This window comes from Rhodococcus sp. T7 (assembly GCF_009872365.1).
GTDB lineage: Bacteria > Actinomycetota > Actinomycetes > Mycobacteriales > Mycobacteriaceae > Rhodococcus_F.
Window position 1 is genome coordinate 1 of the sequence record NZ_WXYH01000057.1, and the last position, 14,300, is coordinate 14,300.

General features: G+C 66.9%; 15 protein-coding genes. 8 read left to right on the forward strand and 7 right to left on the reverse strand.

The window, feature by feature from the left end; translation table 11 throughout:
* Positions 1 to 1,732: LCP family protein (locus MLGJGCBP_RS08375; protein ID WP_236580979.1), on the forward strand; the 1,732-nt coding region annotated here is incomplete at its 5' end.
* Positions 1,733 to 1,814: 82 nt separating this feature from the next.
* Complete coding sequence (gene phoU, locus MLGJGCBP_RS08380) at positions 1,815 to 2,513, forward strand: phosphate signaling complex protein PhoU (protein WP_160094801.1); 699 nt, start codon at positions 1,815 to 1,817, stop codon at positions 2,511 to 2,513.
* 140 nt (positions 2,514 to 2,653) lie between these two features.
* Here the strand turns inward: phoU and pstB are convergent, their stop codons facing one another.
* The 6 genes from pstB to MLGJGCBP_RS08410 all read right to left on the reverse strand — a co-directional run bounded on the left by pstB (position 2,654) and on the right by MLGJGCBP_RS08410 (position 8,558).
* Positions 2,654 to 3,430: a phosphate ABC transporter ATP-binding protein PstB gene (gene pstB, locus MLGJGCBP_RS08385; RefSeq protein ID WP_015888703.1), complete on the reverse strand. Its 777-nt coding sequence runs from the start codon at positions 3,428 to 3,430 to the stop codon at positions 2,654 to 2,656.
* 43 nt (positions 3,431 to 3,473) lie between these two features.
* Positions 3,474 to 4,382 carry a phosphate ABC transporter permease PstA gene (pstA, locus tag MLGJGCBP_RS08390; protein ID WP_087557683.1) on the reverse strand — a complete coding sequence of 303 codons (909 nt, stop codon included), beginning with the start codon at positions 4,380 to 4,382 and terminating at the stop codon, positions 3,474 to 3,476.
* A 2-nt stretch (positions 4,383 to 4,384) separates the two neighbouring features.
* Positions 4,385 to 5,458 (reverse strand): phosphate ABC transporter permease subunit PstC, encoded by a 1,074-nt coding sequence (pstC, locus tag MLGJGCBP_RS08395; RefSeq protein ID WP_160094803.1) that lies wholly within the window; start codon positions 5,456 to 5,458, stop codon positions 4,385 to 4,387.
* A 68-nt stretch (positions 5,459 to 5,526) separates the two neighbouring features.
* On the reverse strand, positions 5,527 to 6,645 hold the full coding sequence (pstS, locus tag MLGJGCBP_RS08400; protein ID WP_160094805.1) for a phosphate ABC transporter substrate-binding protein PstS: 1,119 nt from the start codon (positions 6,643 to 6,645) through the stop codon (positions 5,527 to 5,529).
* A 240-nt stretch (positions 6,646 to 6,885) separates the two neighbouring features.
* Positions 6,886 to 7,803, reverse strand: coding sequence for a mycothiol synthase (gene mshD / locus MLGJGCBP_RS08405; protein ID WP_160094807.1), 918 nt, complete (start codon positions 7,801 to 7,803; stop codon positions 6,886 to 6,888).
* Positions 7,800 to 8,558 (reverse strand): winged helix-turn-helix transcriptional regulator, encoded by a 759-nt coding sequence (locus tag MLGJGCBP_RS08410; RefSeq protein WP_072943049.1) that lies wholly within the window; start codon positions 8,556 to 8,558, stop codon positions 7,800 to 7,802. The genes mshD and MLGJGCBP_RS08410 overlap by 4 nt, the downstream gene beginning before the upstream one ends.
* A 195-nt stretch (positions 8,559 to 8,753) precedes the next feature.
* On the opposite strand from MLGJGCBP_RS08410, the gene MLGJGCBP_RS08415 reads away from it, so the two are divergent.
* From MLGJGCBP_RS08415 to MLGJGCBP_RS08435, 5 genes are all read left to right on the forward strand, one after another.
* Positions 8,754 to 9,533 (forward strand): LmeA family phospholipid-binding protein, encoded by a 780-nt coding sequence (locus tag MLGJGCBP_RS08415; protein WP_160094809.1) that lies wholly within the window; start codon positions 8,754 to 8,756, stop codon positions 9,531 to 9,533.
* On the forward strand, positions 9,530 to 9,997 hold the full coding sequence (locus tag MLGJGCBP_RS08420) for a thioredoxin family protein (protein ID WP_160094811.1): 468 nt from the start codon (positions 9,530 to 9,532) through the stop codon (positions 9,995 to 9,997). The genes MLGJGCBP_RS08415 and MLGJGCBP_RS08420 overlap by 4 nt, the downstream gene beginning before the upstream one ends.
* A gap of 236 nt (positions 9,998 to 10,233) precedes the next feature.
* Positions 10,234 to 10,686, forward strand: coding sequence for a DUF4395 domain-containing protein (locus tag MLGJGCBP_RS08425; protein ID WP_160094813.1), 453 nt, complete (start codon positions 10,234 to 10,236; stop codon positions 10,684 to 10,686).
* A gap of 67 nt (positions 10,687 to 10,753) precedes the next feature.
* Positions 10,754 to 11,590, forward strand: a complete 837-nt coding sequence (locus MLGJGCBP_RS08430; protein ID WP_087557690.1) for a sulfurtransferase — start codon at positions 10,754 to 10,756, stop codon at positions 11,588 to 11,590.
* Between the two features lie 3 nt (positions 11,591 to 11,593).
* The gene (locus MLGJGCBP_RS08435; RefSeq protein WP_072943045.1) at positions 11,594 to 11,899 is read left to right on the forward strand and encodes a DUF1416 domain-containing protein; all 306 of its coding nucleotides are present in this window, start codon (positions 11,594 to 11,596) and stop codon (positions 11,897 to 11,899) included.
* 128 nt (positions 11,900 to 12,027) lie between these two features.
* Here the strand turns inward: MLGJGCBP_RS08435 and MLGJGCBP_RS08440 are convergent, their stop codons facing one another.
* Positions 12,028 to 13,299 carry a cutinase family protein gene (locus MLGJGCBP_RS08440; protein WP_160094815.1) on the reverse strand — a complete coding sequence of 424 codons (1,272 nt, stop codon included), beginning with the start codon at positions 13,297 to 13,299 and terminating at the stop codon, positions 12,028 to 12,030.
* 242 nt (positions 13,300 to 13,541) lie between these two features.
* Between MLGJGCBP_RS08440 and MLGJGCBP_RS08445 the strand changes: the two genes are divergently transcribed.
* Positions 13,542 to 14,264: an FABP family protein gene (locus MLGJGCBP_RS08445; protein WP_442972082.1), complete on the forward strand. Its 723-nt coding sequence runs from the start codon at positions 13,542 to 13,544 to the stop codon at positions 14,262 to 14,264.
* The last annotated feature ends 36 nt before the right edge of the window (positions 14,265 to 14,300 follow it).

Consider the following 14,300-nt stretch of genomic DNA (forward strand, 5'->3'; position numbering starts at 1 on the left):
CGAATCGAACGAGCCCCGCGATCCGGAGAAAACGGAGACCCTTCCCCCGATCGACGAGCGGCAACCGCCGCCTCCCGGGGTTCCGCCACGCAAGACCCCTCCGGCAGCCCCGCCGCCAGAGCCGCCGCAGAGCCCGCCCGAACCCGAATGGGTCGCGGATTCCGCGGAGACCACCGCGGTACCGCAGGTGGTCGGCAACCCGGGCACCACGCGCCTCGCTCTCAACAAGACCCGCAAACGCAAGCGTCTCCGTGCAGTGGGACGCGCCGTCGTCGCGCTCGTGGCGGTGGTCGCACTCGCCGGCACCGGCATCGTCTGGGGCTACCTCCGCTCCACCGAGGGCAAGTTCGACCAGATTGCGGCACTCGACACCGAGTCGACCGACATCGTCGACGCCGTCGGGCAGACCGGTGACGAGACCTATCTCATCGTCGGCACCGACACCCGCGCCGGCGCGAGCGGCGAAGTGGGCGCCGGAACCATCGACGACGCCGAGGGCTCCCGTGCCGACACGGTGATGCTCGTCAACATCCCCGCCGACCGGAGCCGGGTGGTCGCGGTGTCGTTCCCCCGCGACCTCGACGTCGAACGGCCCGTCTGCCAGGGCTGGGACAACGACAGCGGCACCTACACCGGAGAGACCTTCCCCGCCGCCGACGGCGACAAACTCAACGCCACCTACGCACTCGGCGGACCGAAGTGCCTGGTGAAGGTGATCCAGAAGATGTCGGGGCTGAAGATCGGCCACTTCGTCGGCATGGACTTCGCCGGCTTCGAGTCGATGGTCAACGAGATCGGCGGGGTCAAGGTTTGTACCACCCAGCCGCTCGAGGACGACGTTCTCGGCACCGTTCTGCCGCAGCCCGGCACCCAGATGCTCGACGGCAAGACCGCACTGAACTTCGTCCGCGCCAGACACGTCGAGGCGGAGGGCAACGGCGACTACGGCCGCATCAACCGGCAGCAGAGATTCCTCTCCGCCCTGCTGCGGGGCGCCCTGTCCAGTCAGGTGCTGCTCAATCCCAGCAAACTGAACGGCTTCATCAACGCGTTCACCCGCGACACGTTCGTGGAGAACATCGACACGAAGTCACTGGTCACGCTCGGTCGCTCACTGCAGAACGTGGACGCGGGCGCGGTCACCTTCCTGACGGTCCCCACTGCGGGCACCACCGAGTGGGGCAACGAGATTCCGCGCACCGACGACATCAAGGCCATCTTCCGCGCCATCATCGACGACGAGGCACTGCCCGGCGAGAAGCGGGCGGAACCGCTGCCCTCGTCCGCCCCCGAACCGCAGGCCGCGCCCACCCCGCAGACGGTCCAGGCCGTCGACCCGTCCAGCGTGACCGTGCAGGTGTCGAATGCGTCGGGTGAGTCGGGACTGGCCGCGACCGTCGCCGACTCCCTGGCCGCCGAGGGCTTCCAGATCTACAACGTCGGCAACTACACGGGGACCAGCAGCGAAACCGTCATCCGGTTCTCGCCGGGCCACGAGGCCGAGGCGGCGACCCTCGCGTCGTCGTTCCCGGGTGCGGTCCTCGAATCGACCACCGGACTCGGCACCGTCGTCGAGGTCGCGATCGGTTCGAGCTTCACCGGAACCGTGCAGACACCGAGCCCGATCGACACCCCGCTCAGCATGGCGGACGTGCGAATCGGCCAGTCGGAGGACGCGGAAATCCCCGCGGACCTGGCCGTTGTGAACGCGGGCGACACGTCCTGCGATTGACGTCCCGATCAGCGGCGTCGTTCACCCTGCGTTCACCGTGTGATCGTGACTTGGTTTCCCGTGCACCGTAGGCTGTGACCTCATGCGCGTGGCTTACAACGAACAAATGACCGAGCTTGCCGACCTGCTCGGTGAGATGGCGGGGCTTGCGGGGGTCGCCATGGAGCGAGCCACCCAGTCGCTGCTCCAGGCAGATCTCTCGCTCGCCGAGCAGGTCATCGGCGAGCACGACAAGATCACCGAGCTCAGCACCATCTGCGAGGAGCGGGCCTTCGCCCTCCTCGCCCTGCAGGCACCCGTCGCCGGCGACCTCCGCTCCGTCGTCAGCGGAATCCAGATCGTCGCCGACATCGACCGGATGGGTGCCCTGGCGCTCCACGTCGCCAAGATCGCGCGCCGCCGACATCCCAACCACGTGCTCCCCGAAGAGGTCAACGGCTACTTCGCCGAGATGGGGCGCATCGCGGTCTCCATCGGCGCCGCAGCCCGCGAGGTTCTCGAGACGCGCGACCCCGAGCGTGCCGCGCGCCTGCGCGAAGAGGACGAGGCGATGGACGACCTCCACCGGCACCTGTTCACCGTGCTCATGGACCGCGAGTGGAAGCACGGCGTGGCCGCCGCCGTCGACGTCACCCTGCTCGGCCGCTTCTACGAGCGTTTCGCCGACCACGCCGTCGAGGTGGGCCGCCGGGTGATCTTCCTGGTCACGGGCAAGCTGCCCGACGACACCGAGACCGCCGTGAAAGACGCCGACAACCTCACGTCCTACCCGGAACAGTAAACTTCCCCAACACTTTTCGCGCGAACGGGACGCTCGTACGGTCAGACCGTACGAGCGTCCCGTTCGTTCACCGGGAGTTGTCCCTACACACGAGAACGCCCCGGCCGAAGATCAGGCCGGGGCGTTCTCATTGGTGTGGGTTATCCGAAGCGGCCCGAGATGTAGTCCTCGGTGGCCTTCTGCGTCGGGTTGGAGAAGATCTTCTCCGTGTCGTCGATCTCGACGAGACGTCCCGGCTTACCGGTGGCCTCGAGGTTGAAGAACGCGGTCTGGTCACTCACCCGCGCCGCCTGCTGCATGTTGTGGGTGACGATCACGATGGTGAAGTCCTTCTTCAACTCCGTGATGAGGTCCTCGATCGCGAGCGTCGAGATGGGATCGAGCGCCGAGCAGGGCTCGTCCATCAGCAGGACGTCGGGCGAGACGGCGATGGCCCGGGCGATGCACAGACGCTGCTGCTGACCGCCGGAGAGTCCGCCACCCGGCTTGTCGAGACGGTCCTTGACCTCGTTCCACAGGTTCGCGCCGCGCAGCGACCGCTCCGCCACCTCGTCGAGACGCTTCTTGCTGCGCTCGCCCTGCAGCTTGAGGCCGGCCACCACGTTGTCCTTGATGGACATCGTGGGGAACGGGTTGGGACGCTGGAACACCATGCCGATCGTCTTGCGGACGCCGACCGGGTCGATGCCGGATCCGTAGATGTCCTCACCGTCGAGGAGGATCGAACCCTCCACGCGCGCACCGGGAGTCACCTCGTGCATGCGGTTCAGCGAACGCAGCACGGTCGACTTGCCGCAACCGGACGGACCGATGAACGCGGTGACGTTCCGCGGGGGGACCGACAGCCCGACATCGGCGACGGCGTGGAACTTGCCGTAGTAGATGTTGACGTCCTTGAGATCCAGACGCTTGGCCATTACCGGCTCCCTACTGATTGATGTTCGAAATCGAGTGTATGTGTCACTTGCTGCGGACCTGCGAGAAGTGGCCGACGACCTTGGCCGCGATGTTGAGGACCGCGATGAGGAGGATCAGCGTCAGCGCCGCACCCCAGATGCGGTTGGTACCGGCATCGGTCGGGTTGTTCATCTCGGCGACCATGACGCCGGGCAGGGTGCCCATCTCGCCACCGAACAGGTTGAAGTTGATGAACGGTGCGTACCCCACCAGGATCAGCAGCGGAGCGGTCTCACCCATCACACGGGCCAGCGCCAGCATGATGCCGGTGATGATGCCCGGCAGTGCGGTGGGCAGCACGATCTTGGCGATCGTCTTCCACTTCGGAACACCCAGCGCGTACGACGCCTCGCGCAGGTCCTGCGGCACGATGCGGAGCATCTCCTCGGTGCTGCGGACGACGACGGGCACCATCAGCAGGACCAGGGCGAGCGCCACCGCGAACCCGGACTTCGGGAAACCGAACGTCGCGATCCACAGGGCGTAGATGAACAGGGCGGCCACGATCGACGGGACACCGCTGAGGATGTCGACCATGAACGTGGTCAGCTTCGCCAGCCGCGACTTCCGGTCGGCGTACTCGACGAGGTAGATCGCGACGAACAGTCCGAGCGGAATGGACAGCACCGCGCAGACGAGTCCCTGCAGGATCGTGCCGATCAGCGCGTGGTAGATACCGCCGCCCTCGGCCGACGACGTGAGTCCGCTGAGCGAGTGGGTGAACCAGGTGGCCGACGTCAGGGCGGGAATACCCTTGACGACGGCGGTGACCAGGACCCACACCAGCGGGACCAGGGCGACGAGCACTGCCAGCGTCACGAGAACGGTGGCGGTGATATCGGTGATGCGCCGCCGGGTACCGACACCCCGGAAGGTGGGCGCCTTGACCGGCTTGTCGAGTGTCGCGGTCATGGTCAGTCCTTCTTTCCTGCGATCACGGCGCGGGCCGCGGCGTTCACGACGAACGTGAGTACGAAGAGCACCAGACCTGCGGCGATGTACGCGCCGGCCTGGATGTTGTTGTTGAACTCCGCGTAGCCGAGGGCGATCTTGGACGCGATGGTGGCGCCGCCGTCGAACAGCGACCATCCGAAGGGCTGCGACGTGGTGCGCAGGATCAGGTACAGCGCCATGGTCTCACCGAGCGCGCGACCGAGGCCGAGCATCGAACCACTGATGTAGCCGGACTTGCCGAAGGGAATGATCGTGGTACGCACCACTTCCCAGCGGGTGGCGCCCAGGGCGAGCGCCGCCTCGATGTGGGACGTCGGTGTCTGGACGAACACTTCGCGGGTCACGGCGGTGATGACGGGGAGGATCATGACGGCGAGGACGATGCCGGCCGTGAAGATGGTGCCGCCGCCGGTGATCGAACCGCTGCCCGACGCGAACAGCGGGAACCAGCCCAGAGTCTCGTTGAGCCACATCGCAAGCGGCCTGATCGCCGGCGCGAACACCAGCAGACCCCACAGGCCGTAGACGATCGACGGCACCGCGGCCAGCAGGTCGATGACGTAGGCCAGCGGACGCTTGAGCCAGGTCGGCGAGTATTCGGTGAGGAAGATCGCGATACCCAGGGCAACCGGCATCGCGAGCACGAGCGCGAACAGCGACACCAGGACCGTCACCTGGAAGAGGTCGAGCACGCCGAACGCCATCGCGTTGATGTTCTGGGTGACCCACTCGCGGCTGGTGAGGAAGTTGACCTGGTTCCGGCTCAGCGCGGGAACGGCACGCCAGACGAGGAAGATGCCGATCGCGGCGATGAGGATGGAGATGAAGATCGCCGACGTGGTCGCGAGGGACTTGAAGATCCGGTCCCCCGGCCTCGCGACGGCCTTGCCGCGAGGAGTACCGGTCGGGGTCGGGGTTTCGGCCTGGGTGGAACTCAACTCGGCCTCCGGAGTGCCGTTCGGACCGCCCACCCCGGCCCCGCCTGTAGCGGAGCCGGAGGCGCGAGGTGCTGATTCGGTGTGCGCTTCACTCATCTGCGCTCCCAATCTTTCATCGTCAGAATATCGAGTCATGGGCGGGTCCGAACGACTTACCGTGTGAATCAGCCGATTGCGGCGACCGACGCGTTCAGCTTCTCCTTCATGGAGTCGGGCAGCGGCACGTAGCCCTGTGTGGCCAGGTTGTCCTGGCCCTCGTTGGCGGCGCTGGTCAGGAACGACTTGACCGCCGCGGAGGTGTCGGCGTCGTAGCCCTTCGAGCACACGATCTCGTAGGTGGCGAGCACCAGCGGGTACGCGCCGGCTTCCTTGGTGCCGAAGATCGAGGCGAGGTCGAGGGTCAGATCGCCCTCGCCCGCACCCTTGAACTGCGCACCCTCGATCGCCTTCGCCGCGGACTCGTCGGACAGGGCGACCGGGCCCGATCCGGTGTCGATCTGCGCTGCCGACAGCTTGTTCTGGTCTGCGTACGACTTCTCGACGTAGGTGATCGAGCCGGGGGCGGAGGCCACTGCCTGCGCGACGCCGGCCGAACCCTTGGCGCCCTCACCGATGCCACCGGTGAAGTCGGAGCCGGCACCGGTGGTCCAGGCGCCGTTGGAGGCGACCGTGAGGTACTGCTGGAAGTTGTCGGTGGTTCCCGAGGAGTCCGAGCGGATGATCGCGGTGACGTCCTGGTCCGGCAGGGTGGCGCCCGGGTTGAGGGCGGCGATGGCCGGGTCGTTCCACTTCTTGATGGTGCCGTTGAAGATCTTCGCGGTCACTTCGCCGTTCAGCACCAGGTCCTCGACGCCGTCGAGGTTGTAGGCCACGGCGACGGGTCCGAAGACGAGGGGAAGGTTCCACGCCTCGCCGCCGACGCAACGCGCCTTGGCCTGCTCTGCCTGCTCGGCCTTGATCGCCGAGTCGGAACCGGCGAAATCGATCTGGCCGGCGATGAACTGGGTGCGTCCGTCACCGGAACCGCTGGGGTTGTACGCCAGGTTGACGGTCTTGCCCTTCTCCTGGCACACGGAGATGTAGGTGGAGACGAACTGGTCCATGGCGTTCTTCTGCGCCGAGGAACCGGCCGAGGAGAGGTTGGCCTTGCCCTCGCACGTCGCGTTCGAGGCGGCTGCGTCGACGCCGCTCGACGCGGTGTTGTTGTCGCTGCCACACGCGGCCAAGGTCATGGCACCCAGGGCCACTGCACCGAGCAGGGCGCCACTGCGCTTGAGATTCACCTAGTCCTCCGGAAATACCGTCTCGCCCTCGATCGGGCGGCGACATGAGGCGCGGACCGGGAGGATCCTGCACCAGGCAGCACGGCGCTGCCCACGGAGAAACCTAGGGGTAGCTAATGTCCAGTTGGACCACGATCGGTGAACGGAAAGTGAACAGACCGCGCATTTGCCCATATTTCCGAGACGAACGACGGGTGCCGAAGTAGAGGAGCGCCTCAGGCTCGCGCGTACGCGACAGCCTCAGGCTCGCGCGTACGCGACGTCGGTGTGGAACCGCTCGAACCCGAGCCGCTCGTAGGTGTGCAACGCCGACGCGTTGTCGCCCTCGACGTAGAGCAGCACCGCACCGAGCCCGCGGTCACGCAGGTAGTGCAGTCCGGCGAGTGTGAGCAACCGGCCGAGACCGCGCCCCTGGGCGTCGGGCCCGATGGCCACCACGTAAACCTCACCGATGGCCGGCTCGTCGCCCTGCTGCGGGTGCACCTTGGTCCAGTGGAATCCGAGCAGCCGCTTCTCGTCGGACGTGGCGAACGCCATGAACAGCCCGGCCGGATCGAACCAGGCCTCCGCGCGACGTTCGGCCATTTCCCGTTCGTTCCACGACCCCTGCTCGGGATGCCAGGCGAAGGCGGCGGCATTGACCCGCAGCACCTCCGGATCGTCCTCGACCCCCCGGTACACGCGAAGCGAAATATCCTCCGGTACAACGATTTCCGGAAGTTCCGTACCCTCGAGCGGACGCCGGAGCTGCAGCAGTTCGCGTGCACCGCTCAACCCGAGGCGGTGCGCCACCGCCTGCGCGGCAGGCAGGTTGCCGTGCGCCCACACCCGGGTGTCCGGGCCACCCTCGGACAGGACCTCGGTAACCAGTCGGCTACCGACCCCCCGGCCGCGTGCCTCGGGATCGACCGCGAGTTCGGCCATCGCGGGGTGTTCACCGTGACCCGGCTGCAACTGCGCGTACCCGACGATCCGATCGGCGTCGGTCTCCACGAGATGACGGACACCGTCGCCGCCGGCGCCGGACACGGCGTGCACGCCCTGCTCCGACACGGGCGCGGTTCCGTCCGCTACCGTCGCGCGGTCGAGCAGTGCGGACACGTCCGCGGCCTGCTTGCCGTCGAGTCGATCGGTCCAGGACTGCACCGAAGCGCTCACTGGATCACAGGTCCTTCCGCGGATTCGAAATCTGCATCTTCGGCGTCGAGATCGTCGACCGGCGGCACCGGCGCACCCGACTTGCTGCGGGTGGGACGCACGGCCTTGTACCCGACGTTGCGGACTGTACCGATCAAGGATTCGTACTCGCTGCCCAGCTTGGCGCGCAGACGACGCACGTGGACGTCGACCGTGCGGGTACCACCGAAGAAGTCGTATCCCCACACCTCCTGCAGCAACTGCGCGCGCGTGAAGACGCGACCCGCGTGCTGCGCCAGATACTTGAGGAGTTCGAACTCCTTGTAGGTGAGGTCGAGGGGGCGGCCACGCAGCCGGGCCGTGTACGTGCCCTCGTCGATGACCAGTTCGCCGAGCGTGATCTTGCCCGACGCCTCCGGGCTGGCGACGCCGCCGGCGCGTCCGACCAGCAGGCGGAGGCGGGCGTCCACCTCGGCCGGTCCGGTGCCCGGGAGCAGGATGTCGTCGAGACCCCAGTCGGAATTGACCGCCACCAGGCCACCCTCGGTGAGCACCGCCACCACGGGAACCGCGGAACCCGTGCTGCCCAGCAGTCGGCAGAGTCCGCGGGCCGCCGCGAGATCGGTGCGCGCATCCACCAGGGCGATGTCGGCGGAGCTCGCTTCCAGGAGAGAGGACACCTCCGTCGGGGCAGGCCGCACCGAATGCGCCAGCAGAGCGAGGGCAGGCAGCACTGCCTCGGGGTTCGGGTCGGAGGTAAGAAGCAGTAGCTCCACACAGCCTCCCATCTCGTCGCCGTCGTACCCGGCCGGCCGACGGATCGTTCGTCCGCCGGTCCAGGTAGATCGACACTGAAGGTATCGACACTTTTGTCGGTGACAGAGTAGCGCGCCGCCGTCAAGGTCCGTCGCACCGAACCCCGGCAACCGGCGCGGAGGTTGCACCGGCACCGTGTCCGTCACAATGGGGCCGTGCGGAAACTCATCATCGGAATCGTCTTCCTCGTGGCACTCGGTCTCGTCGTCGACTTCGGCTCGGCGGCCTACGCGGAGTACCGGGTGTCGCGGGAACTGCGGGCGGGCGCGTCCCTCACCGCGGATCCCGAGGTGACGGTGCACGGCTTCCCGTTCCTCACACAGGCGTGGGACGGAAAGTACGAGAACATCGAGATCCGCGCGCAAGGAGTACAGAGCGACGTGGTCGGTGAGGTGACGATCGAGTCCACCCTCCTGGGCGTGTCCGCGCCGCTGTCCGACCTCGTCAACGGCTCCGTGAAGAGCCTTCCGGTCGACCACCTCTCCGGCCGCATGCTCATCGACGCCACCGACCTCGGCCGCTTCCTCGACATCCCCGACCTGCAGGTTTCTGCCCCGCCGGCCAGCAAGTCGGATGGGACCGGCGGCTCCGGCGGCTCCGGCATGACGACCGCGGGCGGCGTCGTCCTCACCGGCACCGTGCCCGTCGGCCCGCTCGAAACCACCGTCAGCGTGCAGGCCGACCTCGTCCTCGACGGCGGTCAGGTGAAGATCGTCGCCAGCGACTTCTACTTCGGGCCCGAGGGCCACGCCGACTTCACCATCCCCGAGCCCCTCGCCCCCGCGATCCTCGGCCTCTTCACCCGGACGATCGACCCTCAGGAACTGCCGTTCGGCGTCCAGCCGACCGAGGTGTACGCGGAGGGCTCGCAGATCGTCATCGAGGGCGTCGGCGACAACGTCACGATCGACCTGAACGAACTGCAGAGCCGATGACCGGAATCACACTGTTAGTGATCGCACTGTTCGCGGCCCTCGCGTTCGGGCTCGTCTGGCAGCGCCGTCAAGGGAAGGTCCGGACCACCGGTGAGACGACCGCGGTCGTGACCGACGAGCGACGCACGCTCCTCGAGGCGGCGGGCGTGGGTCCGGGGCTCCCCCGACAGGCCACCGTTCTCCACTTCTCGGCCGACTGGTGCGGGCCGTGCGCAGCGGTGCGCAGGGTCGTCGGACACGTCGTCGCGGACCTCGCCGGCGAGCCGGAACCACCCGTCGAGGTGGAAGTCGACATCGACGAGTATCCCGCTCTCGCCAAGGAACTCGGCGTTCTGTCGTTGCCCACGACGTTCATTCTCGACGCCGACCTGCAGCAACGCTTCCGGGTGTCCGGGGTGCCCGCGGCGGCCGACCTGAAGGCGGCGCTCGAACCCCTCGCCCGGCCCCCGGCTTCAAATTCCTGAAGAACCGGGTAAACTCGTCGTCGTGCAATCCAGCCACGAGCTCATGCTCACCCGACGCCGCACGGTAGACCTGTGCCGCCTCGGGGCTTGTTGCTGTACCTGTTGCTGATCACCAGGGCTGTCGCTTTCTGCTGACACCGCGGACTCCGCGCACGTGATCGAAACCCGATGACGACGTCGTCCGTCGTTGCTCGGCGCCAGGCAAGCATTCAGGACTCAACGCAGGAGCACTTCTCATGTCCACAACACTCGACGTCGAGCAGGTCGACGTTCGTGGCCCCCGGTTCGCCGCCTGGGTCACCACCGCAGTCCTCGTCGCCGTCCTCGTCGTGTCGACGTTCTCGCTGGTCGCAGCAGGAATTCTGCTGGCACTGCAGGCGGTCGTCTTCGCGGCGGGCGCAGCCACCGGGCCGCGGCGCAGCCCTTACGGCCGGATCTTCGGCACTCTCGTCGCGCCGCGACTCGCCCCGGTGAGCGAACGCGAACCCGCCGCACCGCTGCGATTCGCGCAGCTCGTCGGATTCGTCTTCGCCGCCGTCGGCACCGTCGGCTTCCTCGCCGGCTCCGGCCTCGTCGGCGCCGTGGCCACCGCATTCGCCCTGTTCGCAGCGTTCCTCAACGCCGCATTCGGGTTCTGCCTCGGCTGCCAGATCTACCCACTCGCCGCACGCCTGAGGCCCGCGGCCTGAAAGTTTCACACGCAGAACCACCGCACGATCCACCCGACACAAGTAAGAACACATCGAAAGGAACACCATGGCTCGCTCCGATGTCCTAGTCTCCGCCGACTGGGCTGAGCAGAACCTCAATGCCCCCAAGACCGTTTTCGTCGAGGTGGATGAGGACACCAGCGCATACGACGGCGGCCACATCGAAGGCGCCATCCGCCTCGACTGGCGGAAGGACCTGCAGGACGGGGTCCGTCGTGACTTCCTGAACCAGCAGCAGTTCTCCGACCTCCTGTCGGCCAAGGGTGTCGCCAACGACGACACCATCGTTCTCTACGGTGGCAACAACAACTGGTTCGCGGCATACGCGTACTGGTACTTCAAGCTGTACGGCCACCAGGACGTCAAGCTGATCGACGGCGGCCGCAAGAAGTGGGAGCTCGACGGACGCCCCCTCTCCAAGGAGACCGTGTCCCGCCCGGCCACCCAGTACAAGGCCGACGCACCCGACCTGACGATCCGCGCGTTCCGCGACGAGGTCATCGACGCCATCGGCAACAAGAACCTCGTCGACGTGCGTTCGCCCGACGAGTTCTCCGGCAAGATCCTCGCCCCCGCGCACCTGCCGCAGGAGCAGGCGCAGCAGCGTGGACACGTCCCCACGGCCATCAACATCCCGTGGAGCACCACCGCAAACGAGGACGGCACCTTCAAGTCGGACGACGACCTGGAGAAGCTGTACTCGGAGAAGGGCTACGACGAGTCGAAGCCCACCATCGCGTACTGCCGTATCGGCGAGCGCTCCAGCCACACCTGGTTCGTGCTCAAGGAAATCCTCGGCAAGTCCGATGTCAAGAACTACGACGGCAGCTGGGTCGAATACGGCTCACTCGTCGGCGCACCCATCGAGTTGGAGGTTCACTGAGCCATGTGTGGAGCACCTGTACAGACCCAGACCCTGCCCGCGGGCGTCGACGTCGAGAAGGAAACGGTCATTACCGGCCGCGTTCTCGCCGCTGACGGCCAGCCGATCGGTGGAGCGTTCGTGCGTCTCCTCGACGGCGGCGGAGAGTTCACCGCCGAGGTCGTCGCCTCGGGCACCGGAGACTTCCGCTTCTTCGCCGCTCCCGGCGACTGGACCGTGCGTGCACTGTCCAGTTCCGGCAACGGCACCGCCACGGTGAGCCCGACCAGCGCAGGCGTGCACAACGTCGACGTCACGGTCGGCGAGTAAGACCCGGCACCAACGCAGAAGGCCCCGCTCCGGCATTCGGAGCGGGGCCTTCCTGCGTGTGCGGCTCCGCCACCCGTGCGCCTTTTTGGTTGCCCCAGCTACCAGAAAGGCGCACGAGCGCGGAGCGCCTACTGCTTCTGCGCGAGCGCGGTGATCCAGTCGACGATCTTCTCGCTCTCCCAGTACCAGGGGTCGTTCGGATTGTTGTTCCAATAGAACAGGTGCTGGATGAAGCCCAGGAAGATGTACGGCTTGATCACGAGCTCGAAGATGTCCCGGTTGTCCTCGACGAACCCGGGACCCTCTGCCGCGAGCTTCGCCTTCACGACCTCGGAACCGGGGCCCATCGCCCAGTTCAGCGCCTCGACCATCTGCTGCTGGGACACCTGCGTGTTCCGGTCCGGCCCGTCGGGGTCGTAGGTCCGGTCGGCCACCTTGCGCAGGACGTCGAGGAAGGACTCGTCGGAGGCGAACCAGTCGTCGTGGGTGACGATGTGCACGATCGACCGCGCCGCCATGTTCGTCACCGCGTTCGCGAAGTCGGAGACGGTCTGGCCGGGGTTCAGCAGGGTGAAGTGCAGCTGTCCCAGCACCCCGAGGGCCAGCTCGAGGACGGCGATCTCCTGCGGCGCGTCGCACGCGATGTCGTAGGGGCGGCACGCGTAGGTGATCTTGCCTTCGAGGGCGCCGTAGTCGGCCGGCTCGGAAGACATGAATCCGCCTCCGGGAGGGCCCGGTTCGCCCAGTGACGGGGTGCCCGCCGGACGGTACGGGTCACCGATCAACGCGACACCGGCAATGTCGTCGGCGGTAACCAGAGCATTGCTGTCGCGGTGGCCGAGTTCGCGCGCCACCCGTTCGACAACCTCCGCGCCGACGCTGTATCCGAGAAGCACGTACTTCGTGTCCTCGCCGCACTTCGCCTTGTTCTCGTCGAGGATCCTGTTCGTCGACGCCACACCGGCGGCCATCGAATCCTGGTATGTCGGAACGGGTTGCAGCAAACCGAGACCGTACGTGGACGGGTAGGGAACGTACATCCACCCCACCGTCCCGGGCTCGTCCTTGTTCGCCTCGCCGGTCGGCACCGTCACGTTGCCCACCCAGTTCGACCACAGCTGGCGGTTCTCGTCTGCCAGAGGGTTGCGGTCGGCCGTCGAGTCGGTGGCGCCGGACACCGCGACGATCATCACGTCGGGGCAGTCGGCGGCGTAGTTGTTCGGATCGACGCGGTCGGTGTCGTCGCTCCCCGATCCGGCGCTTCCCGAGCCTGCGCTGCCGGAGTCCGGGGCCGCGACGGCCAGACCGGGAGCGCCGAACGCGGACACGGTGAGCAGCAGCACCGTCGCGGTGATCGCGGCTCGCGCCAGGCCGGGGAGGGCAGGGCTGGATCGAAGCATGGGACCTCCGGGAGGAGCGGGAGACGAGACGACGGCATGAGGATATCCGGAACCGACCGGGTGGTCGCCTTCGAGAAACCGTAGCCGCAGTGACCGTAAGCCGCCTCCCGTTTCGACCGTTCGACGGGTTCGGTTTAGGATGTCACCGTGGTTATCTTCTTCGAGGTACTTCTTGTCCTTGCCGCCGTGTTGATCACGTGGTTCTCCCTCTACACGATCTACCGCCTGGTCACCGACGAGTCGTGAGTCAAACTCCGGACGCAGGCGCAGATCCGCCTTCCGAGCACCCGACTACGAGCGCGCCCGCTGGGGACTCCCCCACCGTGCGTCGTGGTAGCGGTGACGCAGCCGTCGCGGACGCCATCGAGCGTTCCAAGACGACGGCGTCGCGGAACATCCCGCAGCTTCCGGACCTTCCGCTGCCCGAGGACACCGCAAATCTGCGCCTCGGCCCGGATCTGAACAACGAACTCCTCGCGGTACTGCCGCTCGTGGGTGTGTGGCGCGGTGAAGGGGAAGGCCACGACCCCAAAACCGGCGACTACCACTTCGGGCAGCAGATCATCGTCTCCCACAACGGTGGCAACTACCTCGAGTGGAAATCCCAGACCTGGGTTCTGGGCACCGACGGCGAGTACGTGCGCCCCGACCTCCACGAGACCGGCTTCTGGCGGATCAGCGGAGACGGCATTCCCGGCAGCACCAACGAGGAAGTCATCGAACTTCTCCTCGCCCACAGCTCCGGCATCGTCGAACTGTTCTACGGCCGCGCCCTCACCCAGTCGTCGTGGGAACTCGCGACCGACGTCGTGATCCGCAGCACCTCCGGTGTTCTCGTCGGCGGCGCCAAGCGTCTCTACGGCATCGTCGAGGGCGGGGACCTCGCGTACGTCGAGGAACGCATCATCGCGGACGGGGAACTGCGCCCCCACCTCTCCGCGCGGTTGTCCCGCTATATTGGCTAGCGCCCCGTGAGTACTTGTTAACCGCGGGCGGTTAAC